The sequence below is a fragment of the Rhizobium sp. AN80A genome, assembly GCF_030053015.1.
Lineage (GTDB): Bacteria > Pseudomonadota > Alphaproteobacteria > Rhizobiales > Rhizobiaceae > Rhizobium > Rhizobium metallidurans.
On sequence record NZ_JASJPX010000001.1, the window covers coordinates 773,068 to 796,302 of the forward strand.

At 62.3% G+C, this 23,235-nt stretch carries 25 protein-coding genes and 1 pseudogene; 15 read left to right on the plus strand and 11 right to left on the minus strand.

What is annotated here, in order from left to right; all coding sequences use genetic code 11:
• Positions 1-10 precede the first annotated feature (10 nt).
• Positions 11-898, minus strand: coding sequence for a DUF6030 family protein (locus P3R82_RS03630; protein WP_283193035.1), 888 nt, complete (start codon positions 896-898; stop codon positions 11-13).
• 359 nt (positions 899-1,257) lie between these two features.
• Between P3R82_RS03630 and P3R82_RS03635 the strand changes: the two genes are divergently transcribed.
• Complete coding sequence (locus P3R82_RS03635) at positions 1,258-1,860, plus strand: outer membrane beta-barrel protein (RefSeq protein WP_283193036.1); 603 nt, start codon at positions 1,258-1,260, stop codon at positions 1,858-1,860.
• 295 nt (positions 1,861-2,155) lie between these two features.
• On the opposite strand, the gene hutC is transcribed toward P3R82_RS03635, so the two are convergent.
• The gene (hutC, locus tag P3R82_RS03640) at positions 2,156-2,914 is read right to left on the minus strand and encodes a histidine utilization repressor (RefSeq protein ID WP_283193037.1); all 759 of its coding nucleotides are present in this window, start codon (positions 2,912-2,914) and stop codon (positions 2,156-2,158) included.
• Between the two features lie 187 nt (positions 2,915-3,101).
• On the opposite strand from hutC, the gene P3R82_RS03645 reads away from it, so the two are divergent.
• The 6 genes from P3R82_RS03645 (at position 3,102) to solA (ending at position 8,937) form a co-directional block, all read left to right on the plus strand.
• Positions 3,102-3,944: a transporter substrate-binding domain-containing protein gene (locus tag P3R82_RS03645; protein ID WP_283193038.1), complete on the plus strand. Its 843-nt coding sequence runs from the start codon at positions 3,102-3,104 to the stop codon at positions 3,942-3,944.
• 93 nt (positions 3,945-4,037) lie between these two features.
• Positions 4,038-4,763: an ABC transporter permease subunit gene (locus P3R82_RS03650; protein WP_283193039.1), complete on the plus strand. Its 726-nt coding sequence runs from the start codon at positions 4,038-4,040 to the stop codon at positions 4,761-4,763.
• 10 nt (positions 4,764-4,773) lie between these two features.
• On the plus strand, positions 4,774-5,478 hold the full coding sequence (locus P3R82_RS03655; RefSeq protein ID WP_183898343.1) for an ABC transporter permease subunit: 705 nt from the start codon (positions 4,774-4,776) through the stop codon (positions 5,476-5,478).
• Positions 5,479-5,505: 27 nt separating this feature from the next.
• Positions 5,506-6,282, plus strand: a complete 777-nt coding sequence (locus P3R82_RS03660) for an ATP-binding cassette domain-containing protein (RefSeq protein ID WP_283193040.1) — start codon at positions 5,506-5,508, stop codon at positions 6,280-6,282.
• Positions 6,279-7,769 (plus strand): histidine ammonia-lyase, encoded by a 1,491-nt coding sequence (hutH, locus tag P3R82_RS03665; protein WP_283193041.1) that lies wholly within the window; start codon positions 6,279-6,281, stop codon positions 7,767-7,769. Before P3R82_RS03660 ends, hutH begins: the two co-directional genes overlap by 4 nt.
• Positions 7,770-7,779: 10 nt before the next feature.
• Entirely contained in the window at positions 7,780-8,937 is a 1,158-nt protein-coding gene (solA, locus tag P3R82_RS03670) for an N-methyl-L-tryptophan oxidase (protein WP_283193042.1), read from the plus strand.
• Here solA and P3R82_RS03675 read toward each other — a convergent pair.
• The gene (locus P3R82_RS03675) at positions 8,934-9,230 is read right to left on the minus strand and encodes a YkgJ family cysteine cluster protein (protein ID WP_283193043.1); all 297 of its coding nucleotides are present in this window, start codon (positions 9,228-9,230) and stop codon (positions 8,934-8,936) included. The genes solA and P3R82_RS03675 overlap by 4 nt on opposite strands.
• A 224-nt stretch (positions 9,231-9,454) precedes the next feature.
• Between P3R82_RS03675 and P3R82_RS03680 the strand changes: the two genes are divergently transcribed.
• Positions 9,455-9,658 (plus strand): cold-shock protein, encoded by a 204-nt coding sequence (locus P3R82_RS03680; RefSeq protein WP_183898347.1) that lies wholly within the window; start codon positions 9,455-9,457, stop codon positions 9,656-9,658.
• 482 nt (positions 9,659-10,140) lie between these two features.
• On the opposite strand, the gene P3R82_RS03685 is transcribed toward P3R82_RS03680, so the two are convergent.
• Positions 10,141-10,722: an OmpA family protein gene (locus P3R82_RS03685; RefSeq protein ID WP_283193044.1), complete on the minus strand. Its 582-nt coding sequence runs from the start codon at positions 10,720-10,722 to the stop codon at positions 10,141-10,143.
• A gap of 4 nt (positions 10,723-10,726) precedes the next feature.
• Positions 10,727-11,104: a hypothetical protein gene (locus P3R82_RS03690; protein ID WP_183898349.1), complete on the minus strand. Its 378-nt coding sequence runs from the start codon at positions 11,102-11,104 to the stop codon at positions 10,727-10,729.
• Positions 11,105-11,448: 344 nt separating this feature from the next.
• Between P3R82_RS03690 and P3R82_RS03695 the strand changes: the two genes are divergently transcribed.
• A complete protein-coding gene (locus P3R82_RS03695; RefSeq protein ID WP_183898350.1) occupies positions 11,449-11,916 on the plus strand; it encodes a hypothetical protein in 468 nt (155 codons plus the stop codon).
• A gap of 85 nt (positions 11,917-12,001) precedes the next feature.
• Here P3R82_RS03695 and P3R82_RS03700 read toward each other — a convergent pair whose 3' ends face one another.
• From P3R82_RS03700 to P3R82_RS03710, 3 genes and pseudogenes are all read right to left on the minus strand, one after another.
• Positions 12,002-12,934, minus strand: coding sequence for a DUF2950 domain-containing protein (locus P3R82_RS03700; protein ID WP_283193045.1), 933 nt, complete (start codon positions 12,932-12,934; stop codon positions 12,002-12,004).
• A 36-nt stretch (positions 12,935-12,970) separates the two neighbouring features.
• Positions 12,971-14,403, minus strand: a pseudogene (locus P3R82_RS03705) (DUF3300 domain-containing protein).
• A 67-nt stretch (positions 14,404-14,470) separates the two neighbouring features.
• Positions 14,471-14,761, minus strand: coding sequence for a hypothetical protein (locus P3R82_RS03710; RefSeq protein WP_283193046.1), 291 nt, complete (start codon positions 14,759-14,761; stop codon positions 14,471-14,473).
• A gap of 58 nt (positions 14,762-14,819) precedes the next feature.
• On the opposite strand from P3R82_RS03710, the gene P3R82_RS03715 reads away from it, so the two are divergent.
• The 6 genes from P3R82_RS03715 to P3R82_RS03740 all read left to right on the plus strand — a co-directional run bounded on the left by P3R82_RS03715 (position 14,820) and on the right by P3R82_RS03740 (position 20,394).
• Complete coding sequence (locus P3R82_RS03715) at positions 14,820-14,981, plus strand: hypothetical protein (RefSeq protein WP_283193047.1); 162 nt, start codon at positions 14,820-14,822, stop codon at positions 14,979-14,981.
• A 112-nt stretch (positions 14,982-15,093) separates the two neighbouring features.
• On the plus strand, positions 15,094-15,435 hold the full coding sequence (locus tag P3R82_RS03720; protein ID WP_183898354.1) for a DUF3302 domain-containing protein: 342 nt from the start codon (positions 15,094-15,096) through the stop codon (positions 15,433-15,435).
• Positions 15,435-16,592, plus strand: coding sequence for an HlyD family secretion protein (locus tag P3R82_RS03725; protein WP_183898355.1), 1,158 nt, complete (start codon positions 15,435-15,437; stop codon positions 16,590-16,592). Before P3R82_RS03720 ends, P3R82_RS03725 begins: the two co-directional genes overlap by 1 nt.
• A gap of 54 nt (positions 16,593-16,646) precedes the next feature.
• A complete protein-coding gene (locus tag P3R82_RS03730) occupies positions 16,647-18,362 on the plus strand; it encodes a SulP family inorganic anion transporter (RefSeq protein ID WP_283193048.1) in 1,716 nt (571 codons plus the stop codon).
• 18 nt (positions 18,363-18,380) lie between these two features.
• A complete protein-coding gene (ppk2, locus tag P3R82_RS03735; RefSeq protein WP_283193049.1) occupies positions 18,381-19,229 on the plus strand; it encodes a polyphosphate kinase 2 in 849 nt (282 codons plus the stop codon).
• 40 nt (positions 19,230-19,269) lie between these two features.
• On the plus strand, positions 19,270-20,394 hold the full coding sequence (locus P3R82_RS03740) for an AI-2E family transporter (RefSeq protein WP_283193050.1): 1,125 nt from the start codon (positions 19,270-19,272) through the stop codon (positions 20,392-20,394).
• Between the two features lie 32 nt (positions 20,395-20,426).
• On the opposite strand, the gene P3R82_RS03745 is transcribed toward P3R82_RS03740, so the two are convergent.
• The 3 genes from P3R82_RS03745 to potE all read right to left on the minus strand — a co-directional run bounded on the left by P3R82_RS03745 (position 20,427) and on the right by potE (position 23,217).
• Positions 20,427-20,678 carry a hypothetical protein gene (locus P3R82_RS03745; RefSeq protein WP_283193051.1) on the minus strand — a complete coding sequence of 84 codons (252 nt, stop codon included), beginning with the start codon at positions 20,676-20,678 and terminating at the stop codon, positions 20,427-20,429.
• Between the two features lie 232 nt (positions 20,679-20,910).
• Positions 20,911-21,837, minus strand: coding sequence for an amino acid ABC transporter substrate-binding protein (locus tag P3R82_RS03750; protein WP_283193052.1), 927 nt, complete (start codon positions 21,835-21,837; stop codon positions 20,911-20,913).
• An 18-nt stretch (positions 21,838-21,855) separates the two neighbouring features.
• Positions 21,856-23,217 carry a putrescine-ornithine antiporter gene (gene potE / locus P3R82_RS03755; protein ID WP_283193053.1) on the minus strand — a complete coding sequence of 454 codons (1,362 nt, stop codon included), beginning with the start codon at positions 23,215-23,217 and terminating at the stop codon, positions 21,856-21,858.
• Positions 23,218-23,235 lie beyond the last annotated feature (18 nt).

Genomic DNA, 23,235 nt, shown 5'->3' on the forward strand with positions numbered 1-23,235 from the left:
CCGCACCCGGTCAACGGGACGCCACGCCTTGTTGCCGATACGCACCCTGTTTCGACGCCAGTTGGCTTATCGGCACGGAGAGTTCCGTGATCCGGGGATCGGGCGCCTCGACCCAACGCTCTGCCGAGAAGTACGCCTTGGTTCGCGTCTGCGGTCCCGAGCCGGCAGCGACCACAAGCATGAAATTGTAGCTATCCGCGCTCGCGGCATCCCGCTTGAAACTGAAATAGGCACCGAACCGCTCGTTCTCGAAGTCGCGAAGACTTCGAATGGGTGCGAGCGCATCCTGAAAGTCACTCCATCCCGCCTGCCGCACCAAGGTTTCGAATATCTTCATATGGCCGGCATCCAGCCGTCCTTCCGCGTCCATCGGCGGGCCGACAAGTTTTCCTCTGATATCGACAATGTCGCCGCTTGCGCTACCCTTGACCCGCAGGAAAACCGAACTCAGCGGACGAACGTCGTTCCTTCTGTATATGCGCTGGAAATAGCATTCGCGACTGGTGCTGCGCATCGACGGCGCGCGCCACTCGCTTGTCTCGATACCGGCGTCACGAAGCGCCTTGCAGATCACCGGCCCGGACACGCGCCACATGCGCAGGAACTGGCCTGCAACCTCTGGCTCCGGAGCTTCGATGAGGCGAACGGGGATATCTGTCGATCGCGGCGGCGCCGGCGTGGACACGGCGGCAGGCTCGACCAACACGGGCCGAGGCGGTGAATTTTCGGATATTTGAACTCCGAAATAGCGAGCGACGCTCTCAAACCGCTGTGGATCGCCAAGAAACAGCGCCGTGCCCGCGAGGCACGGCAAGAGAAACAAGAATACCGACCGGGTATATCTGCGGATATTGTTCCGCAACGGCACTTTTACCGGTCCTTTCGATGCATCACTCATCAAATCCATCACCTTCGCGGCTGGATCATAAGTTAAAGCTCATACTCACCATGCTGCAATACATTGCAATTGGCAATCGCCGGACCGAGAATTCATGCTGCGGCGCAGAAGAATCCGTCCACAGTACCGCTTGCCTCAGCCATCGAACGCCGGAAATACAGAGCCGTTCACATCTGCGAGATTGGTCAGCAAGTTAAGAAACTATTTATGAAATCGTGAAAATTAGAGATGGACGATCGTGGCAATGCTACGTTCCGGGGCGAAATTCCGGGCGCATTGCATCCAAATGACGTGGTTTAACGAGTAAACGCTCACGCGCGACAAGGTGCGTAGCAATGCGTATGGAGTATAGCGTAATCATGAGTATCAATCCCTTTGCGGCAGCCCTTGCCATCAGCCTTCTTGCCACGCCGGTTCTCGCCGCCGATTTGGGTTCCTACGACCAGCCGTCCGCGGGCGGATGGGACGGCGCCTATGTCGGTGCTAGCGGCGGCATGTCCTCGCCGAACCTCAACCCGTTTTCCGGCAACAAGGGCCTGAGCGTCGGCGCACAGGCAGGCTACAACACCACCGTTGGCGGCGCGGTCGTTGGTGGCGAAGTCGAAGCCTCCTATCTCGGCGACAGCCGGGTCAAGGTGGAAGGCGGCCGGATCAAGGAGCGTCACCGCCTGAGCGCCAAGGGCAAGGTCGGCGCGCCGATCGACCAGACGCTGATTTACGGAACGGCCGGCCTGGCAATGACCAACTTCCGCGACAATGGCAATGTTGCCGGTCCTGATGGCTGGAAGCCAGGCTATATCCTCGGCGCCGGCGTCGAGCAGAAACTGACGTCCAACGTTTCGGCCCGCGTCGAATACAACTACGTGATCACCAACAGCGTGCGCACCTACTCCAACGGCGTCGGCACGACGGGCAACGTCCGCGACCACACGCTCAAGGCCGGTCTCAACGTAAGCTTCTAAGCATAAGGACGGCGCCAGCGGATGGCGCCATCTTTCACGCGCATATGTCCGGCGCTGCCTGCAAGCCAGGAAGCGCCGGTTCGCGCAGCTCGACCCAACGTGGTCAGGTGGATTGCCGGCGAGCATGGCGCCGATACGGCAAATCCCAAAGCTCTTTCCCCTTCGTCGAAACCGTACGGATCGGCCTGATTCCCACCGAGCAAAGTCACTGACCGCGTCCTCGACCGGTCCGGCTCGCAGCGCGTGACGCTTGGTAACATCGCGCCTATACCCTAAGTACCATATACAACATAAGCTATTGCTCTTCAAAAACCTTGCCGCTTCTCGCCTCCAGGCGATAGCGGTGCGCGGGATAGACGAGCCGGGCCGTCGAGACGACCTGCCGGCCCGACCATGTCCGGCGCCGAATGGTCAGGCAAGGCTCGCTTCTCAGGATCGTCAGCAGCTTGCACTCCCAGGCCTGCGGCATGGCAGCCTCGACCACATGCTCGGAACCGCTGAGCGGCGCCGCCTCCACCAGATAGGCGTTCGGCGTCTGCGATGAGAAGTCCTGCTTGAGATAATCCGGCGCAGTGGCCGGATTGACGAAGCGATCCTCGATCTGAACCGGGACACCGTTCTCGCTGTGAACGATCAAGGAATGAAAGACCGGCGCGCCGATGTCCAGATCGAGCGCGTCCGCGGTCTCCGGAGAGGCCGGTTCTTCAGCGATAACAATGACCGATGCCTCATGCGAATGCCCGCGCTCGGCGATTTCCTCGGCGATGTTCCTGACTTCGAACAGCGGTGAATAGCCCTTGCGCTCCGCCACGAACGAGCCCACGCCCTGGATGCGAACAAGCTCCCCTTCCGCCGCCAATTCGCGCAGCGCCCTGTTCGCCGTCATCTTACTGACGCCGAGCTCGGTGACCAATTCGTTTTCGGAGGGAACGCGGAATTTCGGCGGCCATTCGCCGCTCTGGATACGGTCGAGGATCATCTGCTTGACACCGACATAGAGCGGGGCGCTATCGTTCTGCGCCAGTTCACGCTTCATCTCGCTGGAATGCTTCATTGCCTATTCCTTTTGCACGAATGAAATCCGCCCATTCAATCGACTTTCCTCTTGCATATCATAAATTATCTCATATGGTACCCTATACAACTACCTGATCAACTTCTCTTCGAAGGACGACAGGCAAGCCGGCGCAGATCGGCATTACGCAGCCGCAGGGCCACCAACAACTTCAGAGGAGATCTCTATGAAACTCGCAGCCATTCTTCTTTCCAGCGCCGTCGCGCTTTCGGCGCTTGTCGCTCCCGTTTCCGCCAAGGACTGGAAGACCGCCACCATCACGCTCGAAGGCGCCTATGCGCCGTGGAACATGACGAATGCCGACGGCACGCTCGGCGGCTTCGAACCCGAACTGGCGAAGGTCCTGTGCGAACGCGCCAAGATCGAATGCACGCTCGTCGCCTCGGACTGGGATGGCATGATCCCGGCGCTCAACGCCGGCAAGTTCGATGTCATCATGGACGCACTCTCGATCACCGAGGAGCGCAAGCAGATCATCGACTTCACGGTGCCTTACGCCGCGACGCCGGCCGCTTTCGCCACCGCCAAGGACAGCCCGCTCGCCAATGCCGCCGGCACCGGCGCAATCATCAAGATGACGCCCGGCCAGACCGGCGTGAAGGAAATCGACGCGCTGAAGGAAGCCTTCAAGGGCAAGACGATCGGCATCCAGGCCGCCACCGTCTATGCCAAGTTTGTCTACGACAATTTCGGCGAGATCGCCCAGATTCGCGAGTACAAGACGGGCGCCGATCGCGACCTCGATCTGCAGAACGGCCGTATCGATCTCGGCTTCGATGACGCCGTCTATTTCAACAGCGCCTTCGAAACCGCGGGCGGCGCGCTCGCCTTTACCGGTCCGGAGATCATCGGGCCGATCTGGGGCGAAGGCGAAGGGCTCGGCATCCGCAAGGCCGATACCGACCTGCGCGACAAGTTCAGCGAAGCGATCAAGTCGGCGCTTGCCGATGGCACCGTGAAGAACCTGTCGATGAAGTGGTTCAAGGTCGACGTCAGCCCGCAGCAGTAAGGCCTGAGGCGAACACGGCCCGGTCTCCGGCGCTCGCGCCGGGGACCGCATGTCTGACAACGTCGATCGAGCGACGCACGCGGGGAACGCGCCATGGCATCACTGTCACTGATTGGATTCGGCTCCGGCGGATGGGGCGCGCTTCTGCTTTTTGCCGCCTTCATCACGCTGTGCGTAACGGCGACAGCGCTCGCGATCGGCGCCGTGATCGGCGCGATCGTCGCGGCCGCGAAGCTATCCGGCAATCTGGCGCTCGCCACGCTCGGCAATATCTACACGACCGTCTTTCGCGGCGTGCCCGAGCTTCTGATCATCTACCTGATCTATTTCGGCGGTTCTTCGGCCGTGACCGCGATCGGCAAGGCGATGGGTTACGAGGGCTTCCTTGGCATGCCGTCCTTCATCGCCGGCGCGCTGGCTGTCGGCATCATCTCCGGCGCCTATCAGGCCGAAGTCTTTCGTGGCGCCTTCCAGGCGATTTCCAAGGGCGAACTCGAGGCGGCGTCGGCGATCGGCATGCATCGCGCCCTGCGCTTCCGTCGCATTATCATGCCCCAGGTCTTTCGCTTCGCGATCCCCGGCATCGGCAATGTCTGGCAGCTGAGCCTGAAGGATTCGGCCCTGATCTCCGTGACCGGCCTTGCCGAACTGATGCGCACCAGCCAGGTGGCGGCGGGCTCGACGCGGCAGTATTTCCTCTTCTTCATCGTCGGCGGCATTCTCTATCTGATCCTGACGAGCCTGTCCGACCGCGTCTTCAACGGCGCCGAGCGACGCGCCAACCGCAGCATGCCGACGGCGGCGATGGGAAAGGCATAAGGACAAGCCCATGGATATCGCCTTTCTCACCCAGACCATGCTGACGCTGCTAAAGGCCGTCCCCACCACGCTGGCGCTGTTTTCGGTATCGGTGGTCTCGGGTTGCCTGCTTGCGCTGTTGATCGTGTGGATGCGCGTCAGCGGCAACCCAGTCCTCTCCGCCTTTGCCAAGGGCTACATCTTCGTGTTTCGTGGATCGCCCTTGCTGATCCAGATGTTCCTGGTCTTCTACGGTCTCGGCCAGTTCGGCTTCATCCGCTATTCGTTCCTGTGGCCCTTCCTGCGCGAGCCCTTCATCTGCGCCGTGCTTTCGCTGGCACTGTGCACGGCCGGCTATTCGGCCGAGATCTTCCGAGGCGGCATTCGCGCCGTCTCGCCGCGCGAAATCGAAGCGGCGCGCTCAATCGGGATGTCGGGCTTCCTGCTCGTGCGCCGCATTCTGGCGCCGATCGCGTTCCGTCACGCCTTGCCTGCCTATTCCACCGAAGTCGTGCTGATGATGAAATCGACGGCGCTCGCAAGCCTCGTCACCGTCTGGGAGGTAACCGGCGTCGCGCAAAGGTTGATCTCGCAGACCTATCGCACGATGGAAGTCTTCCTTTGCGCGGCCATCATCTATCTCGTTTTGAACTTCATAATCCTGCAGGCCATGGCCCTGCTTGAATACTCGCTTTCGCGACATCGCCGCGCCGCGCCGCCCGCGTTGAAGGCATAAGAGCAGAACCAAACCGATGGAGCACCCATGCCCGGCGTAACCCGACTTTCGGTCCGCAATATCCGCAAGAGCTTCGGCATCCATGAAGTCCTGCGCGGCATCTCGCTGGATGCACAGGATGGCGATGTCATCTCGCTGCTCGGCGCTTCCGGCTCCGGCAAATCGACCTTTCTGCGCTGTATCAACCTGCTGGAAACCGCGACCGACGGCGAAATCTGGGTCGACGGAGAACAGATCAGGATGATCCACAAGGGCGGCAAGAGCCGACCGGCGAGCCAGAAGCAGGTCGACCACATCCGCTCCGAACTCGGCATGGTGTTCCAGTCCTTCAATCTCTGGTCTCACATGACGATCCTGCAGAACATCATCGAGGGCCCGGTGCATGTGTTGAAGCGCCCGCGCTTGGAATGCATCGCGGAGGCCGAAGCCTTGCTGGAGAAAGTCGGCATCGCCGACAAGCGCCACGCCTATCCGGCCCATCTTTCGGGCGGCCAGCAGCAGCGCGCCGCGATCGCCCGCGCGCTCGCCATGAAGCCGAAGGTGATGCTGTTCGACGAACCGACGTCGGCGCTCGATCCCGAACTCGTCGGCGAGGTGCTGCGCGTCATGCGCGCGCTTGCCGAAGAAGGCATGACCATGCTGGTCGTAACCCACGAAATGAGCTTTGCCCGCAACGTCTCGAACCGGGTCGTCTTCATGCGCGAAGGCGTTGTCGACAGCAGCGGCACGCCCGACGAAATGTTCGGCGGTGGCGGCTCACCGGCGTTCCGCCAGTTCATCGGTCACTTCGGAACCGGGCAATGACAGTCGTCCTCAATAACGTCCTTGGCTGGCGGGATATTGCCCGCGTCGCCGGGGGAGACACGCTGGCGCTCTCGCAAGCCGCCTGGCAGCGCGTGGAAAACGCCAGCCGCATCGTCGAGCGGATCGTCGAGACCGGTGTCCGGGCGTATGGCGTCAACACCGGCGTCGGCGCGCTTTCCGATACGGTGGTCGATCGCCAGTCGCAAAGCCGTTTGTCCCGCAACATCGTCCTCAGCCATGCCTGCGGGGTCGGAGACAGGCTCGCACCACGCGAGGTGCGTGCCATCATCGCCGCCCAGATCGCCAATTTCGGCCACGGTCACTCCGGCGTGCGGCCCGATATTCTTCGCTATCTCCTGGCATTCCTGAAACGCGACTGCATTCCCGATGTGCCCTCCAAGGGCTCGGCCGGCTATCTCACGCACAACGCCCATACGGCGCTCGTGCTGCTTGGCGAGGGGAGTGCGCATGTTGCCGGGAAATCCATGTCCGGCCGCGACGCGCTTGCAGCGCTCGATCTCGCGCCACTGGTGCTCGGCGCCAAGGAAGGATTGAGCCTCGTCAACGGCACCGCCTGCGCGACCGGCCTTTCCAGCGTGGCGCTGGCGCGGGCGGAGCGATTGCTCGATTGGGCCGACGCCATCGCCGCCCTCACGCTTGAGGCCGTCGGCGGCCAGATGGCAGCCTTCGACGCGGAGGTCCTGGCGCTGCGACATTCGAAGGGTATCCAGGACGTGGGCGCACGGCTACGCCGCTATCTCGCGGGCAGCGGCCTGATCGAGGCCGCGCGCGGCAAGCGTACGCAGGATGCGCTGAGCCTGAGATCGGTCCCGCATGCGCATGGGGCCGCGCGCGATGTATTCGACATGGTTTGTGCCGTGGTCGACCGCGAACTCGCTTCCGTCACCGACAACCCCGCGGTATCCGGCACACCCGATGCGCCTATCGTCTCATCGGAAGCGCATGCCGTTGCGCCAGCGCTCGGCCAGGCGACCGACAGCCTTGGCATCGCGCTTGCGCAGATCGCCGCCATGAGCGAGCGCCGCATGGACCGTCTCGTCAATCCGCTTGTCAGCGGCCTGCCGGCGTTTCTGGCAAGCGATGCCGGAAGCAATTCCGGCTTCATGATCGCCCAGTACACGGCCGCCGCCTTGAGCAACGAAAACCGGCGGCTTGCCGCCCCGGCGTCGCTGGATGGCGGACTGACATCGGCCTTGCAGGAAGATTTCCTGGCCCATCCGACGGCGGCCGCAAACAAGCTTCTCTCGATCATCGACAACGCCGAATACATACTTGCCATCGAATTGATGGCGGCGGCCCAGGCGCACGATTTTCTGTCGTCAACGGCGCGACGCGCGGTCGGCACCGACAGGCTCCACGTCGCCGTTCGCAGCGTCGTCCCCCACTACGCCGACGACAGACCGCTATCGCTCGATATGGAGCACGCGCGGGCGCTGATCAGGCACACGCCGCCTCCCATCGCCTGAAGGAAAAGCCATGACTGCTCAATATGACGTCGCCGTTGTCGGCCTTGGAGCAATGGGGAGCGCCGCCTTGGCTTTCCTCGCCGCCCGAGGAGTGAAGGTGATAGGCATCGATGCCTATCATCCCGCCCATACCCTTGGCTCGTCGCATGGCGACAGCCGATTGATCCGGCTCGGCTACTTCGAAGACCCCTCCTATGTGCCGCTGCTGCAACGCGCCTATCGGAACTGGCGCGCGCTCGAAGCCAGGCTGCGGGCGAACGTGCTCGAGATAACGGGCGTCTTGCAGATCGGAGCTCCCGACAGCAAGATCGTCAGCGGAACACGGGCGTCCTGCGCCATGCATGGACTGGCGCACGAGGTGCTCGATCGCGACGAGACGGCCCGCCGCTTTCCCGTGTTCCAGCTCGACCGGGACGATATCGCCGTACTCGACCCGCAAGGCGGCTATCTGCGGCCGGAAACGGCGGTTTCGGGCTATTTGAAGCTCGCGGCCGAAGATGGCGCCGTGCTCCATTTCGGCGAACGCGTCACAGCGATCGACCACGACGACGCAGGCGTCACCATCCGCTCCGCCGAGGGAACGTACCGCTCTCGCAGGGTGATCGTCGCCACGGGTTCATGGATTGCCGAACTCCTGCCGGAATTGCGGGGCCATGCCGTTCCCATCCGTCAGGTCGTCGCCTGGTACCAGCCCAAAGACGGCTTCGTCACGCAACCCGGCCGCATGCCGTGCTTCCTGCGCGACGAGGGTGACGAGGGCTCCTATTTCGGCTTCCCGGCCATCGGTGTCGACGGCGTCAAGGTCGGCCGACATGCGCATTTCCGCGAGCCGATCGACCCCAACCAGCCGAACCCGCCGGTCAACGATAAAGACACCGCATTGCTGGACGGCTTCATCGGCAAGCGCCTGCCGGCTGCGGCCGGCGTGCGGGCCAATGCCACGACATGCCGCTACACGATGCTTCCCAGCGAGGATTTCCTGCTCGACATCGCCCCATCGAGCGCCAACGTCGTCATCGCCTCGCCCTGCTCGGGACACGGCTTCAAGTTTACCAGCGTGGTCGGGGAAATCCTCGCCGATCTCGCCCTTGATGGCGGAAGCGAGCTTCCGATCGGCGCTTTTTCCTTCGATGCGATGCGGCGGTATCTGGATAGAAGAGCGGGCTAGACGAAACCATAGGCGGCGCGCGCCTCGAGGCATTCGCCGTCACCGGGAAGGCAGTCGCGGCACACTTGCGGCCTGATCTCGTAGACCAGGCAGGAAGTGCCGGAACCAACCGTGCCGTCCAGCGCCGAGCAGCGGTTATCATGGCAGCGCATGCCCGCCTGGTCATCCGCGACGAAGCGGGCGGGCAGGCGGTCGAGCTCGGCATCCGTTTCGGTCGAGAACCTTGGCCAGCTCGATGAGTACGAACAGCAGGCGCCGCAGGTCTGGCAATCGAAATCAGCTGGAATGGTCATCGTCGCTTTCTTTTCCAGAGGACACGCCGCGCAAGGTGCAACGGGACTTTGTCGATTTTGGCGCTACGGCGCTTGAAGAGACGCCAAATCGGGCCTCGCACCGGCAAAAATCCGAATTTCATACAAATGAAGCGGCTTCGACGCATGCTTCTAGTTGATGGACGCGCCGCAGCACTATAGGTTCGCGTCGCCATTGCAAGCAAAACACTTAAAAGGGAATATCCATGCCTGAGGGTACTGTTAAATTCTTCAACGAGGACAAGGGCTTCGGTTTCATCACGCCAGAAAACGGCGGAACCGACGTTTTCGTTCATATCACCGCGCTCCCGCGCGGCGCCTCGCTCCGCGAAGGTGACAAGGTCAGCTTCGAACTCGGCCAGGATCGCAAGACCGGCAAGTCGAAGGCTGAGAACGTCTCTGTCCTCTGATTGGGCGTTTAAAGCGTCTAGCCTGTTGCTTGAGCGGCAGGCTAGACCCACTTTCGAAATTTAGTGCGGCTGGAACCAGCGACTGCTCAACCAATGCTAATAATAGGCTGAAGTGAGATAGAAAGTCACAATCCAGGCGAGTATTGCCAGTATACCAAGCACCATTATTAAAAGACGCAACTGCTGCTCCACGTCATTTCATGCCATTTTGGCAAGCTATACGCAGCAGACGGCGATCTAGTTTTATTCCTGTTAAGTTTTTGTTAGCGCTACCGGTTCCGTGACCATCGGCAAGGGGTGCGCGCAACAGCCAAGATAGCAGCAGGCCGGGAATGGGTCTCGCAGTTCGTACCAATCGCATCGACGAACGGCTTCATGAACGCGGGGCGCGAGCCGTCCCGCTGCCTGTCGGCGGGACGGCTTGAACATGGCCATGGGATAACGAGCGAAACACGGGACGTCCCCTGCCCTGCCCGGCTCGCTCAGGACTTCTTCTTGAAGACCCCGAGATTGATGAGCTGTACGCGCCGGTTGTTCGATCCCGTGCTATCTGTCCCTGGGATCGGCATGTATTCGCCGACGCCGACCGCGTAAAGCCGCTGCGGATCGACCGCGAAGGTCGTGGACAGGGCCTCCTTGATGGCGGCCGCCCTTTTTTCGCTGAGGTCGAGATTGTACTTGTCATCGCCGGTCGAGCTTGCATGCCCGACGACGAGGAACTTGTAGTCCCAGAGGTTCGGATGGTGCAGCGCATCGGCGAGCAGCCCGAGCGTGCGGTAGGAGCTCGGCAGAATCGCGACGGAATCGTTCTCGAAATTGATCTCGACGACCATCTGCGGCAGCTTGGCGATCCGTTTCCAGTTCGGCAGCGCCGACATCGGCTTGTCGCCACCGCTGATCGCCTCCTGCCGCAGGATTTCAAGATCGATAGTCGGGGCGGCGGATGTCAGTTTGCCGAGCCCGTTGATGATGCGCTCCTGCGACACCTCCTGCGCCGACGCAAGGGCGGGAGAAAGGATTGCCGCCGCGGCGAAAATGACTGCTCTCGAAAGAAACCGCTTCATCGTCTCATCTCCAGCCCGCGTTGGTGATCGCCTGATTGCATTCGTCGCTGACACGCGGTTGCTTCTTGATCAGGCAGGCGAGCACGAACCCGTCGCCCTTGATGCCGGAGCAACTCTTCGACATGTCGCGCTGGCAGACACGCTCATAGGCCGTCTGCGCCTGCTCGCGCTGGGTGATCGATTGGAAGACGGTGCTCAGCGAAGCCTTGCAGCTCGGCGAGACCTGCGCCGCGTTCTGCTGCAGGCAGTCGGCAATGCGTCCATTCCCAAGGTTCAGCCCCTTGCACAGCTTCTGGATGTCGGCGCCGCAATCGCTTGCGAGTTTCGTCACCGCATCCGCGTAGCTCATCGTCTGCGCGGATGTTTCCCCGGCAAGACCCATGGAGAGACACGCAACGACCGTTATCAAAATCCCTCGTCTTATCTTTTTCATCCTGTCCGTCCCCGGCTGGTTAGATCGACGGGCGGGACGATCGCATGATGTCGCGCGAATGGAGCGTATATTACCGTAACGCACATTCGTTTCGTCGGTCGGCAAGCGCAGGCGGCAGGCCGCTGGAAGCGGGGCGGTATCGGTCGCCGCAGCCGGTGTTTTCGTTGTTTTCCGGGGCGATCCGGGCCAAAGCCGTAACATACCGTATCTTACAGCCACCCCCGCGTATCATACTGCCTTCGCTTCTCCATAGGCCCTATCATCCCTTGAGGATGAACTTGGAGGACGTAGAGATGACATCGACGCAGACATCCGCACCCCATTCCATGGCCAGCGCCGAAGAACTGCGCAAACGCGCCCTTGAGCTCCAGATCGCCGAGATGGAGCGCGACGAGAGGATCAAGGCGCGGGAGGCTGAAAAGCACGCCGAGTTCGTCGAGGATTTCTTTCGCAAGCATATCGACGAGAAAGAACGCGCTATGATCAAGCGCCTCGTCATGAAGGCCGCGGCGGACGGAAAATACGAAGCGATGATCTACAGCTTCCCCTCGAGCTTCTGCGACGATGGCGGCCGCGCCATCAACAACAACCTGCCCGGATGGCAGAAGACGCTTCAGGGCAAGGCGAAGGAACTTCTCGACATGTTCGAGCAACTGGCCAAACCACAAGGCTATGGTCTGAAGGCCATGATCATCAACTTCCCCGAGGGCATCCCCGGCGATGTCGGCCTGTTCCTGACCTGGGAGCCCCCGGTAAAATAGCGCCCCGTCGGGCTTCTCGATTTCGGCTGATCGACTTCACGGGTGGCGGTTGCTTCGGACAACCGCCACCCGAACCCGTTCCGGTCTATTCGGAAACGACAGACCAGTTTTCATCGGGATTGAACGTCTTGATCGCGGCCGCCTTCTTCTCCGTCTCCGGCCCGAGATCGCGCTGGTAGATCACGCTCGTGCCGTTGGCGATGAATGTCTGGACACCCGTCACCCGGTATTTGACCGGCCACGCGATCACCGCGAACCCGGCCGTCATATGGCCGTTGACGATATAGCTCTGCTTGCCGCCCAGCACGTTATCGCCCTGCGCGGTCAATATCCGATAGCGGTACCCGAAATAGCCGTCACCGCGCTTGGCCTTGCCGAAGGCGGCGGTCTCGACCAGAGGGCCGGCCGGGCTGTCTTCCTCGCCAGGGCTTGCCTGCCAGTACAGACCGTCGCGCTTGCCGGGAGCGCTGATCAGCTTCTGCGCATACTCGTATATGCCCGAGCCGGTCCGATCCTCAGAGGCATAGATGTGCTGGGCGATGACGAAATTATGGATGGTCTCGATCGTCGCGAGCTCGTTCTCGCCGATGCGTCGATTGACGATCTCCTCCAGTCCGGTGCGGGTGTCAAACGACCATTTGTCATTGGCACCCTTCGTGAGCGGAAACGGCAGCGGCCAGAGCCTGTCTCCGATGGCGACGATCTTGCGGCCATCAAGGTCCTCCAGCCTCATCAGCCGTGACGCGCCTTCGCGGATCAGCCCGTAGCTGATCATTGCCGCATTGTTTCCCCTGAGCTTGTCGGCCTTCAGGCCGAGCAGCCCCGCAAGCCCGTCCACGTCGTTCGATGCAAGCACCGCCTTCAACCGGTCGAGCGCCAGTTCCGGCGTGTCGAAGGACGGCGGCGATGCCGTACCGATGAACTCCGATAGGGCGGTCTGCGCCACGGACGAACTTGCGAACGTCAAGGGCAGCACCACGCCAACCAGCAAACGCATCAACTTCAATCGCAATGCCATGGTTGCCTCCATTGGCTCGATAAACTTCGTCGGATCCTATCGTCTTCCGCCGCCACCACGACCGCCACCGCCGCCACGGCCGCCGCCGCCACCACCGTAAGATCGGGGCGGTGGGCGACTGGCCCGCGGGGCGCCGCGCTGACCGCCTCCCATGCTCTGGCCGCCACGCTGCGACGCCATGGCTTCGCGGCGGCCGGATTGCGGGTTACCGAGCGCGCTCGGCTGCCGCGAGCGGTTGTCGGGTCTTGCCGCCATCTTCGGCGCCGAGGACTTTTTTTCACATTCCCTGACGGCTTCGACGGACGATTGGCCCCGGCATTGCCGGGACGGGCGTCCGGCCGTGACGCATTCGCGGGACGGTTCGCCGCATTCGGCCGGTTCTGCGCCGCCCTGTTCGCGGCGCCTGGATTGGCGTTGGCCTTGAGGCCGTTGACGGTGCCCTTGCGGATGTCGTCTGCGCGTGCGGCCGTGTTGCGTCCCCCTGCCCCCAAATCCTGTCGGCGATCGCCGACCTGGTTCTTCAGCTGGTTGCGCTTGTCGCCTTCAAGGCCGGACCTGATCGCCGATCGGTCGAGATTGGCGAGCTGGCTCTTGTCCATGCTCAGCTTGCTGCGATCGACCTTCGTCCAGTCGACGTCGTTCCACTTGACCTTGCCGTTGAAATTCCGGTCGTTGAAGCAATTGTTGCAGTCGATATCGACATCGCCGTTCCAACGGCCACCCCATACCCCCCAATCATCCCAGTTGACGATCGCCGCCCAGGCCACGCCGGTGACCGCGCCGGCAAAGAACGCGGCGCCCGGATAATAATAATTGTCGTAGGCGCTCGGATAATAGGAGATCGGCTCGACCGCGTAACCCGGCTCATAGAGCATCTGCGGCTCATACTGCGGGATGTAGACCTTCTCCGGATCGGTCGGGCGGATCACCACATTGTTGTTCTCGGTGACGACTGTCACCTTGTCGTCCGTCTTGATGATATTCTTCGCCACCGCCTCGTCGCGCAGCTGCTGGATGGCAACGAGCACATCCTTCTGCTGGTTGGTAAGCGCATCGCCGAGCGACTGCGTCCAGTCGAGATCGTCGCTCATCATCTTCACTATGTCGGGGTAGTTGAGCAGCGAGATCACGCTGCCGTCCCAATCGTCCTTGGGTTTGAGATCGGCGTTCTTCTTCTTCGCTTCAAGGAAGCGTTGCGCCTCGATGATCTGCAGCGGAAAGAGCGACGCGGCCGAAATCGCGGCGACCAGCTCGTCGGGATAGAGCGCGATGCGGGCGACCAGGATTTCCAGCTCGTCCTCGGACAGAAGATCCGGCGCGGTCGCGGCAGCCGCCGGTGCCGTTGGGGCCGGCGCGGCAGCGGGAGCCGCCGTTTGCGCGAACACGAACGGCGCCGGCTGCATGACAAGAGCCAGCGCCGCCAGTCCGGTGGTCAGGCTGTTGGCTAGTTTGAACGATCTTGCTTTCATGACGCATCGACCTTTCCGTGCAAATGGCGATGAATGCTGCTGCGCGACACGATCCGTGTCCGAGCGCTCAGGAGCGCTTGAGTGATACGACGTTCGATTGGGACAGCGCCTCGCCGATCTCGCTGAGAAGCGCTTTCTCCAGTTCCTTGTATTCCTGCCTGCGCGCCTCCCGCTCGGCGCGTGGCAGATCATCGAGATGCGTCAGCGTCTCCAGGATCACCGCGAGGTCGTCGCACATGCTGCGAAACGCGTCGCTGACCTGGTATAAATGCCGGACCCTGCTGGCCTGATCGGGGAAATGGACCTCGGCGACGGCGAGAGCGGACAGTCGCGGCGTATTGCTTTCTCTCCAGCTCATCGCACCCCCCACCGCCGATCCCCCCCCCGGAAGACGAGCTGATTATAGGGCGGTTCGGATGGCCGCAGACGTAAGATACGCGAAGATACGCGGCGCCTCCGATCCGGGTGAATGGCGATCCATGGCGGCTGCACCGGGCATGGCGGCGCCGTCTCTCGGCTTGAGACCGTCGATCGGCGACGCGCCTTCATGGCGCGCGCAGCCAATCGACAGCCGCTGATCCGATAGATGTTACGTGATGCTACGGGCGTCGCCGTCGGCGCAGGTCTATTGTTTTTGCGTATTCATCACACCCGCAAGGTTCGACCATTCGCTGTCGAAAGGCAAAGACCGTGTTCCTCGACTATTTCGCACTGGGCGTTCTGTTTTTCGTCGTGATCACACTGTTCTACGCGGTGATCGCGATCCACGACATCCCGCACCTGATCGCAAAGGCCAGAAACCATCCGCATCAGGATGCGATCCACATCGCGGGATGGGTGAGCCTGTTCACCCTCCACGTCATCTGGCCGTTCCTGTTCATCTGGGCGACGATCTACCGCGAGGATCGCGGCTGGGGCATGCGCACGGACGGCAAGCTGTCGCCGGCGCAGGAAGCCAACGCTGAAATCGCGCGACTGCATGCGCGCATCGCCGAACTTGAAGGCCAAGCGCCGGAGAAGGAGAACGCCTGATGGACCTGCTTCTCATATTGATCTACGCGGCGATCTGCTACGCCATCTTCAAGATATTCCGCATCCCGGTGAACCAGTGGACGCTGGGAACAGCGGTTCTCGGCGGGATATTCCTGATCGCGACCCTGTTGCTGCTGATGAGCTACAACCACCCCTATACCAGCGAAGCGCGCGTCTATTTCACGTCGGCCCCGGTCATTCCGGTTGTCGGCGGACAGGTCGTCGAGGTCCCGGTGATCCCGAACGCGCCGCTCAAGAAGGGTGACGTTCTCTTCCGCATCGACCCTCGACCCTACCAGTTCACGGTCGACCAGAAAAAGGCGGCGCTTGCCGAAGCCGAGCAGACGGTGCTGCAATTGAAGGCGGCACTTGATGCGGCGAACGCCGCCGTCACCGGCGCCGAAGCCTCGCGCGATCGCTCGTTGCAGGCATTCGAGAAGTTTCAGCAATCGAATGAGAACTCCAAGTCGAGCGGCAGGGGAGCCGTCTATTCCGAACTCGAAGTCGAAAACCGGCGCGGTCTCTACCTGACCTCGGAAGCAGCGGTAGACACGGCGCGCGCGCAAGCCACCCAGGCAAAGCTCGCCTATGAATCGGAGATCAACGGCACGAACCCGACCGTCGCACGCCTCCAGGCCGAACTCAGGAATGCCGAATACGATCTCGAACAAACGGTCGTGCGTGCGCCGAGCGCCGGCTACGTCACGCAGGTCTTCCTTCGCCCGGGCATGATGGCAAACCCATTGCCGCTGCGACCGGTGATGGTCTTCATCAACAGCGACGACCAGATGCTCGGCGCGGCCTTCATTCAGAACTCGCTGCAACGCGTACGCGTCGGCGATGAAGCCGAGGTGTCGTTCAAGGCCGTCCCTGGCAAGATCTTCAAGGCCAAGGTGCAAGGCATTATCGACGTGATGGCACAGGGCCAGCTGCAGCCGAGCGGAGCGTTGATAGACCCGCAATCGCCGGAGCGCCTGTCGCCGGGGCAGACGCTGGCGCAGATCCAGTTGCTGGAAAGCACCGAGGGCTATCAGCTGCCCGGCGGTGTGGTCGCCGAGGTCGCCGTCTATTCGAAATACTGGCGCCAGGTCGCCATTCTCCGGAAAGTGCTTCTGCGCATGAACAGCTGGATGAACTACGTGTTCCTCGAGCACTGACCGCCCGCAAGGGAGGCGATGTCGGGAGAACGCGGAGAGCAAGAGGAGCGAACGGTGATAGGCAGCATTCCGATGTTGCGCGGCTTGGCCGGTTTCAATCGAGACTGGCTGCGCCGTGACATTCCAGCCGGGCTGTCGATCGCGGCGGTCGGCCTGCCGAGCGCGATCGCCTATCCTGCCATTGCCGGCCTGCCGCCGGAGACGGGCATCTACGCCAGCATCGTCGCGCCGATCGCCTACGCGATTTTCGGACCCTCGCGACTACTCGTCGTCGGCCCGGATGCCGCCACCATGACCGTGCTTGCGGCGGCGATGGGAACGATCGTCGCCGCCTACCCTGCCGGTACGCCGGTCGATCGGGTCGGCATCGCGGCGGCGCTTGCGCTTGGTGTCGGCTTATGCTGCATCGCCGCCAAGCTGCTACGTCTCGGCGTTCTCGCAAGCTTCCTGTCGCGCCCCATCCTCGTCGGCTTTTTCGCCGGCGTGTCGCTGTCTATCCTCGTCGGCCAGATCGGCCGCTTTACCGGCGTGAAAATCGAGTCCGACGGGCTCGTCCCGCCGCTGGTCGAAATCGCAGGCAAAAGCGGACTGATCCACTGGCCCTCGCTCCTTCTCGGCTTGTTCATGTTCGCGCTGCTTTGGCTGGTCCGAGCCTTCCAGCTCAAGATTCCAGGGCCGGTCCTGGTCGTCGTCCTCTCGGTGGTGCTCTCGGCCGTCTTCGATTTCCAAGGGCGCGGCATCTCCGTCGTCGGGGACATCCCGAGCGGCCTGCCGAACTTCTCGCTGCCCCCGCTCCATCAGATGCCGCTCGACAAGATCATACTCGGCTCCGCCGCGATCTTTCTGGTAAGCTTCGGCGCGGGCATCGTAGCGGCCCGCAGCTTCGGCTCGCGCACCGGCGAAGAGGTCGATGCGAACCAGGAACTGATCGGCCTCGGCGCGGCGAACATCGCGCCCGGCCTTTTCGGCTCGTTCCCGATCAGCGTCTCGGATTCCCGCACGGCAATCAACCTGTCGACCGGCGGCGTCTCGCAGGCTGCGGGCTTGGTGTCGGCCGCAACGCTGATCGCGGCCCTCGTCTTCCTCCACAGCGCGCTCCGCATCCTTCCCATCCCGGCGCTGGCCGCAATCCTCGCCATGGCGGCAATCAGCCTCATCGACGTTCACGAACTGAGCAAGATCTGGCGCATCAGCCGCATGGAATTCATCTTCGCGCTGATCGCCATGTGGGGCGCCATCAGTTTCGGCGTGCTCAATGGCGTCATCGTCGCGGTCGCTGCGACGCTGGTCTATCTGCTCCGCCAGACGATGTTTCCGCCCGATGGCCTGCTCGGCCGCATCGAAGGCCGGCACGGCTTCTTCGACCTTGCCCGCTACCCCGAGGCACGCCCGGTCGATGGCGCGGCCGTCTTCGCGGTGCAGGGCAGCATCCTCTTCTACAACGCCGACTACATCAGAAACCGCCTGACCTCGGTGGCGCGAAACCTTGCCCCAGAGACCCGATGCCTGGTGCTCGATGCCAGCGCGATCACCCATATCGACAGCACCGGCGCCACGGCGCTCGAGGCCGTGGCCGACATCCTTGACAAGCGCAACATCACCTTCTCGATCGCCGATCTCAGCGAGGAGAGCCGCGGCATTCTGAGCCGCGCCGACGTGATCAGGACGATCGGCCCGGAAAACATCTTCAACGGCAGGGAAGAAGCGCTGCGGGCGCTGGTCGGAAACTACGACAAGACAGGCACGGCGTCGGCAGGCCGTACGGTTTAAAAGCACGGAGGGAGAACCATGGACGAGATACTGGAAACCAAGGGTCACGACCCGGAGCCATCAGCAAAATCCAACGGCAAGGACAAGAAGAAAAAGAAGTCGTGGGATTACGACAAGCAGATCGCCCGCCTGCAGGTGGAGCTGGCGCATCTCCAGGCATGGGTCAAGAAATCGGGCGCCAGGGTGGTTATCGTCTTCGAAGGTCGAGACGCCGCCGGCAAGGGCGGCATGATCAAGCGGATCACCGAGAAGGTGAGCCCGCGGGTCTTCCGCGTGATCGCGCTGCCCGCGCCGACCGAACGCGAGAAATCGCAGATCTACATGCAGCGCTACATCAACCACCTGCCGGCGGCCGGCGAAGTCGTGATCTTCGACCGCAGCTGGTACAACCGCGCCGGCGTCGACCGAGTCATGGGGTTCAGCAGCGAGAAGAAGGTGCAGCGGTTCCTCGAGCTCGCGCCGCGTTTCGAGGCGGCAATCGTCGAAAGCGGCGTGACGCTGCTCAAATACTTCCTGACTGTCAGCGAGGAGGAGCAGGAGCGTCGCTTCCGGCGCCGCATCGACGATCCGGTCAGGCAGTGGAAGCTCAGCCCGATGGACGTCGAGTCCTATCAGCGCTGGTGGGATTATACCCGCGCCTATGACGAGATGCTCAGGATGACCGACAGCAATCACGCCCCATGGTGGATCGTTCCCTCGGACGACAAGAAGCGTGCCCGGATCAACTGCATCTCGCACATCCTGCAATCCATCCCCTACGAGCGCATCAAATTCGAGGAGCCAGACCTTGGAAAGCGCCAGAAGCGGCCGTCGGACTTCGTCGAGGACGGCAGCGTCCGCCACGTCGTGCCCGACATGACGCAGTGATGTCGGGTTCGCACTGGAACGCGTTGCGCGGGATATGACGATGGACCAGACGAACGATGTGGGCATTGGAGCGAAAGACGCCGGACAGATCTCGATCGAGGCGAGGGTCAGCGACCTCGTGCGACTTGGGATCATCGGGCTGTTCGCCTATTGGACGATGCTTCTCATCGCGCCGTTCGCGCTGATCGTCGTCTGGTCGGCCATCCTTGCCGTCGCGCTGTACCCGATGTTCAACGCGCTGTCGCGGCTGATCGGAAACCGACCGGTGATTGCCGCGACAGCCATCGTCCTCGCCTGCCTTGTCCTCATCATCGCGCCGCTGGCGCTTGTTGCCGTCAATTTCGCGGACGCGGTGGAAGGGCTGGTTGGCAAACTCCAGACGCAGAGCTTCGCACTACCGGTCGCGCCTGAAAGCATTCGCGCATGGCCTGTTATCGGCGAACGCGCCTACGCCGCATGGAACAAGGTGGCCGGCGATCTGGCTTCCAACATCATAGAGTTTCAAAAGCCGATCCTGAACGTGATGGGCATCGTGGTGGCGAAGCTGGCTTCGATCAGCGGCGGCGTTTTGAGCTTCGTCGTCTCCGTCATCCTCTCCGGCTTCTTCCTCACCCAGTCGACGCGCCTTGCCGAGGCGATCCGGGTTCTCGCGAGCCGCGTTGCCGGCGAGCGGGGCGTCGGCTTCGCGAAGCTGGCGGGAACGACAGTCAGGAATGTCTCGCGCGGGGTGATCGGCGTTGCTTTCCTGCAGACGCTGATGTGCGGCCTGTGTTTCGCCTTCTTCGACCTGCCGGCGCGCGGAGCGCTGACCTTCATCATCTTCATCCTATGCGTGATGCAGCTCGGTCCCGGGCTCGTCCTCGTGCCCGCGGTCATCTGGGGTTGGTTCTCATGGCCGACCTCGGTCGCCTTCGCGCTTACCGTCGTGGCGGTGCCCATCATGCTGGTCGACAATGTCCTGAAGCCGATTCTGATGGCGAAAGGCCTCTCGACGCCGATGCTGGTGATCCTGATCGGGGTGATCGGCGGAACATTATCTTATGGGCTGCTCGGCCTGTTTCTCGGGCCGATCGTGCTCAGCGTGTTCTACGAACTGCTGCGCGCCTGGGCGTGGCCCCCGCGCGAAAGCACCGAAGCGACGCCGCTTCAGCAAGCCCCTGGCTAGCTGAACTATAAAAGCAAGAAAGATGAAGGTCGTCAGCCGCGAGATCGCAACCCGCCGGAGCAATAGAGGATCACCTCCTGCTCTATCTCATGGCACAACTGCGCATATTCGGCTATCAGGCTCTCCTGTAGCGGTCTTTCACTGCGAAACCGGTCCAATGCATCGGCGGCCAAGGCGTAGGACTCGAACATGTCACCGAGCGCTTCCGTCGGCACGCCCGACAGGACATGCCGGATGTCCGGCAGTCTGAGCATCAGCCTCCTCCTTCCGCGCTCCCGGTTCATGGATTACCTCCGCATTCACATCACTCCTTGTACGAATTCGCTCGAGGGTCGGATTGTTCCGCGATGCAGCAAATATGATATTTATCAACGGAAAAAGCGTGACGACGCGGGCTCCGATCGGTGCCCGACTAAGCATTTCAAGAAAGAAGTGCCGCGGCTCGCGAAATGCAGGCGTCTGCCACGACGGCCGTGCACGCCGGCGAGCAGAGCTGCCGGCGCCGTAACCGTGTGCTTATTCAGGCAACGCGGTCTGCCGGAAGAAGGTGACGATCGCCTCGTCGGGCACACCGAACCATGTCGTGAAAAGTCCCGCGAAATCGGCCGAGGCATAAGTCTGGCTGAGAGCGCGATCAACGGCGAGCCGGAAGTCTTCGTCACCACGCGCCAGTTCGAGCCCCAGCGGCTCGTAGGTGAAGTGCCGCCTGAGCACCACGAGGTTATCCGCATTGTCGCTACGCGCGACCGCGTCCATGAGAAGCGGCATGTCGCCGAACAGCGCGGCCGAGCTGCCGTCGACGACGCGCTCGATTCCGATCGTGTAGCTCTCGACGGGCACCGATGTGGCCGCCAGCTGGAAGGTCTTGATCCGTTCAGCCAGCCAGCCCTCGCTGGTCGTTCCCGCAATCGACGAGAAGGTCTTGTGCTCGAGCACGGTTCGGGCCGGAGAGCCGCGCCAGATCGGCCGGCTGCTGGGCTGCCCGTAGGCCAGCACCTCCGTCAGCGCCAATGGCGCGCTCTTGCTCAGGACCACTCCGGTGCCGCTTGGAAAGATCGGCAGCGAGAAGGACACCTCGGCGCGACGTGCAAGCGTGATCGGCGCGGCACCGCAGACGAGATCCACCGTCCCATCCTTTATCGCCGGCTCCCGCCCCTTATCCGTCAGCGGCACCCACTCGACATTTAGCTGCGGCAGGTTCAGCGCCGTCTTCAGGCTGTCGGCGATCTTGCCGCAAAGCGCGACCGCATAGCCGCCGGGCTCAGCCTGCTCGGTCTTGAACGAGAATGGCCGCGCATCCGGCTCATAGCCCAGCTTCAGCGCACCGCTTGTCTTGATGCGATCGAGCGTCTGCGCCTCGGCCGGCGATAGCACCGTGGAGGCGGTCGCGCCGGCGAGGATCGACGCAGTCAGCAATGTCTTCAAACGACTTTTCTGTTGCATGACACATCCTCCCCGGAACTATTCGGCCGCCGCGACACGGTTCAGCCCAGTGGCAAAGCGCGGCGCAATCCGGCCGTAAATGATGAAACTGATGCCCGTGACCAGCATGCCGCCAAGCACCGCGTCCTTGCCCGAGGCATAGATCGCGAACACGCTGTAGAGCATGCCGAGCGTGGCGATGATGGAGTTCAACCGGTACTTGCCCGGCGGCACGCCCGCCTTCTTCATCATCACGAAGAGCGCCGAAAGCGCCACGATGTAAGGCAGCACGTTGGTCACCACGGCGAGGTTCACGAGGGCCGAGAACTGCTCGTTGAGCGTCGGCGAGATTGTCATCAGGGCAAGGCCGGTCTGCACGATGCCGAGGATGATCATGCCCTGCACCGGCGCGCCCATCTGGTTCACGCGCGAGAAGATCGCCGGGAACATCCGCTCCTGGGCCGCCGTGCGCGCCGTCTGCGCGATGGTGAACTGCCAGCCGAGCAGCGACCCGACGCAGGCAAGCACCGCGAGCGCCATGATGATCGAGCCGATCGTCGGATTGAACATGGTCGCATAGGCAAGCGCGAAAGGACCGGTCGACGCCGCGAGATCGGCATTCGGCACGATGCCCTGGATCACAGTCGTCGACAGGATGTAGATGACGGCAGCGCCGAGCGTGCCGAACATGCAGGCAAGCGGCACGTCGCGCTTGGGATTTTCGACAGCATCTGAGTTCTGCGCCGCGGACTCCATGCCGAGGAACGCCCACAGCGTCAGCGAGATGCTCGATCCCATGCCCTGCGCCAGCGTCAACCCCTTCGGGTTCCAGGCAGCGTCAAACGTGCTCGAGCTGAACCAGAACCAGCCGATGATCGAGAGCAGACCGACGGGGATGATGACGCCCCATACGGTGATCGACCCGATCCGCCCGGTGATGCGCGGGCCGCCGAAATTGGCCGCCGTGGTCAGCCACAGGAGGGCGATCAGCGCGACGCAGGTCATGACCGGTGTGGAGGTCAACACCGGGAAGAAGCCGGCGAGATACCCCACCGCCGAGATGCCGATCGCGACGTTACCGATCGCCAATGACAGGAAATACAGGAAGAAGACGAGGAAATAGCCGTCCTTGCCGTAGGCATCCTCGGCATAGGCCGACATGCCGCCGGGCCGCTGATTGAACAGCCCGGCCTGCGCGAAACCGTAGGCGATCGCCATCGAGCCGAGCGCCGTGACGATCCAGGAGAGCAGCGAGATGGCGCCGACCTGCGCCATGTTCGCCGGAAGCATGATGATCCCCGACCCCATCATGTTGACGGCAACGATGAAGGTCAGCTGCATCAGGTTCATCTTTTTCTTGGCCGTGGTATCGGCCGCAGCATGCATTGTGTGATCGGTCATGATGGCACTCTCCCCTCG

Excerpts from the sequence above, each read along its gene's own strand:
- P3R82_RS03725 (WP_183898355.1), top strand. The coding sequence starts at position 15,435 with ATGGACCTGCTTCTCATATTGATCTACGCGGCGATCTGCTACGCCATC.
- P3R82_RS03745 (WP_283193051.1), bottom strand. The coding sequence starts at position 20,678 with ATGAACCGGGAGCGCGGAAGGAGGAGGCTGATGCTCAGACTGCCGGAC.
- hutC (WP_283193037.1), bottom strand. The coding sequence starts at position 2,914 with ATGAAGCATTCCAGCGAGATGAAGCGTGAACTGGCGCAGAACGATAGC.
- P3R82_RS03715 (WP_283193047.1), top strand. The coding sequence starts at position 14,820 with ATGGCCGCAGACGTAAGATACGCGAAGATACGCGGCGCCTCCGATCCG.
- P3R82_RS03710 (WP_283193046.1), bottom strand. The coding sequence starts at position 14,761 with ATGAGCTGGAGAGAAAGCAATACGCCGCGACTGTCCGCTCTCGCCGTC.
- P3R82_RS03635 (WP_283193036.1), top strand. The coding sequence starts at position 1,258 with ATGAGTATCAATCCCTTTGCGGCAGCCCTTGCCATCAGCCTTCTTGCC.
- P3R82_RS03660 (WP_283193040.1), top strand. The coding sequence starts at position 5,506 with ATGCCCGGCGTAACCCGACTTTCGGTCCGCAATATCCGCAAGAGCTTC.
- P3R82_RS03680 (WP_183898347.1), top strand. The coding sequence starts at position 9,455 with ATGCCTGAGGGTACTGTTAAATTCTTCAACGAGGACAAGGGCTTCGGT.
- P3R82_RS03740 (WP_283193050.1), top strand. The coding sequence starts at position 19,270 with ATGGACCAGACGAACGATGTGGGCATTGGAGCGAAAGACGCCGGACAG.
- P3R82_RS03655 (WP_183898343.1), top strand. The coding sequence starts at position 4,774 with ATGGATATCGCCTTTCTCACCCAGACCATGCTGACGCTGCTAAAGGCC.
- P3R82_RS03695 (WP_183898350.1), top strand. The coding sequence starts at position 11,449 with ATGACATCGACGCAGACATCCGCACCCCATTCCATGGCCAGCGCCGAA.
- P3R82_RS03630 (WP_283193035.1), bottom strand. The coding sequence starts at position 898 with ATGAGTGATGCATCGAAAGGACCGGTAAAAGTGCCGTTGCGGAACAAT.
- hutH (WP_283193041.1), top strand. The coding sequence starts at position 6,279 with ATGACAGTCGTCCTCAATAACGTCCTTGGCTGGCGGGATATTGCCCGC.
- potE (WP_283193053.1), bottom strand. The coding sequence starts at position 23,217 with ATGACCGATCACACAATGCATGCTGCGGCCGATACCACGGCCAAGAAA.
- P3R82_RS03645 (WP_283193038.1), top strand. The coding sequence starts at position 3,102 with ATGAAACTCGCAGCCATTCTTCTTTCCAGCGCCGTCGCGCTTTCGGCG.
- P3R82_RS03650 (WP_283193039.1), top strand. The coding sequence starts at position 4,038 with ATGGCATCACTGTCACTGATTGGATTCGGCTCCGGCGGATGGGGCGCG.
- P3R82_RS03690 (WP_183898349.1), bottom strand. The coding sequence starts at position 11,104 with ATGGGTCTTGCCGGGGAAACATCCGCGCAGACGATGAGCTACGCGGAT.
- P3R82_RS03685 (WP_283193044.1), bottom strand. The coding sequence starts at position 10,722 with ATGAAGCGGTTTCTTTCGAGAGCAGTCATTTTCGCCGCGGCGGCAATC.
- ppk2 (WP_283193049.1), top strand. The coding sequence starts at position 18,381 with ATGGACGAGATACTGGAAACCAAGGGTCACGACCCGGAGCCATCAGCA.
- P3R82_RS03675 (WP_283193043.1), bottom strand. The coding sequence starts at position 9,230 with ATGACCATTCCAGCTGATTTCGATTGCCAGACCTGCGGCGCCTGCTGT.
- P3R82_RS03750 (WP_283193052.1), bottom strand. The coding sequence starts at position 21,837 with ATGCAACAGAAAAGTCGTTTGAAGACATTGCTGACTGCGTCGATCCTC.
- P3R82_RS03700 (WP_283193045.1), bottom strand. The coding sequence starts at position 12,934 with ATGGCATTGCGATTGAAGTTGATGCGTTTGCTGGTTGGCGTGGTGCTG.
- solA (WP_283193042.1), top strand. The coding sequence starts at position 7,780 with ATGACTGCTCAATATGACGTCGCCGTTGTCGGCCTTGGAGCAATGGGG.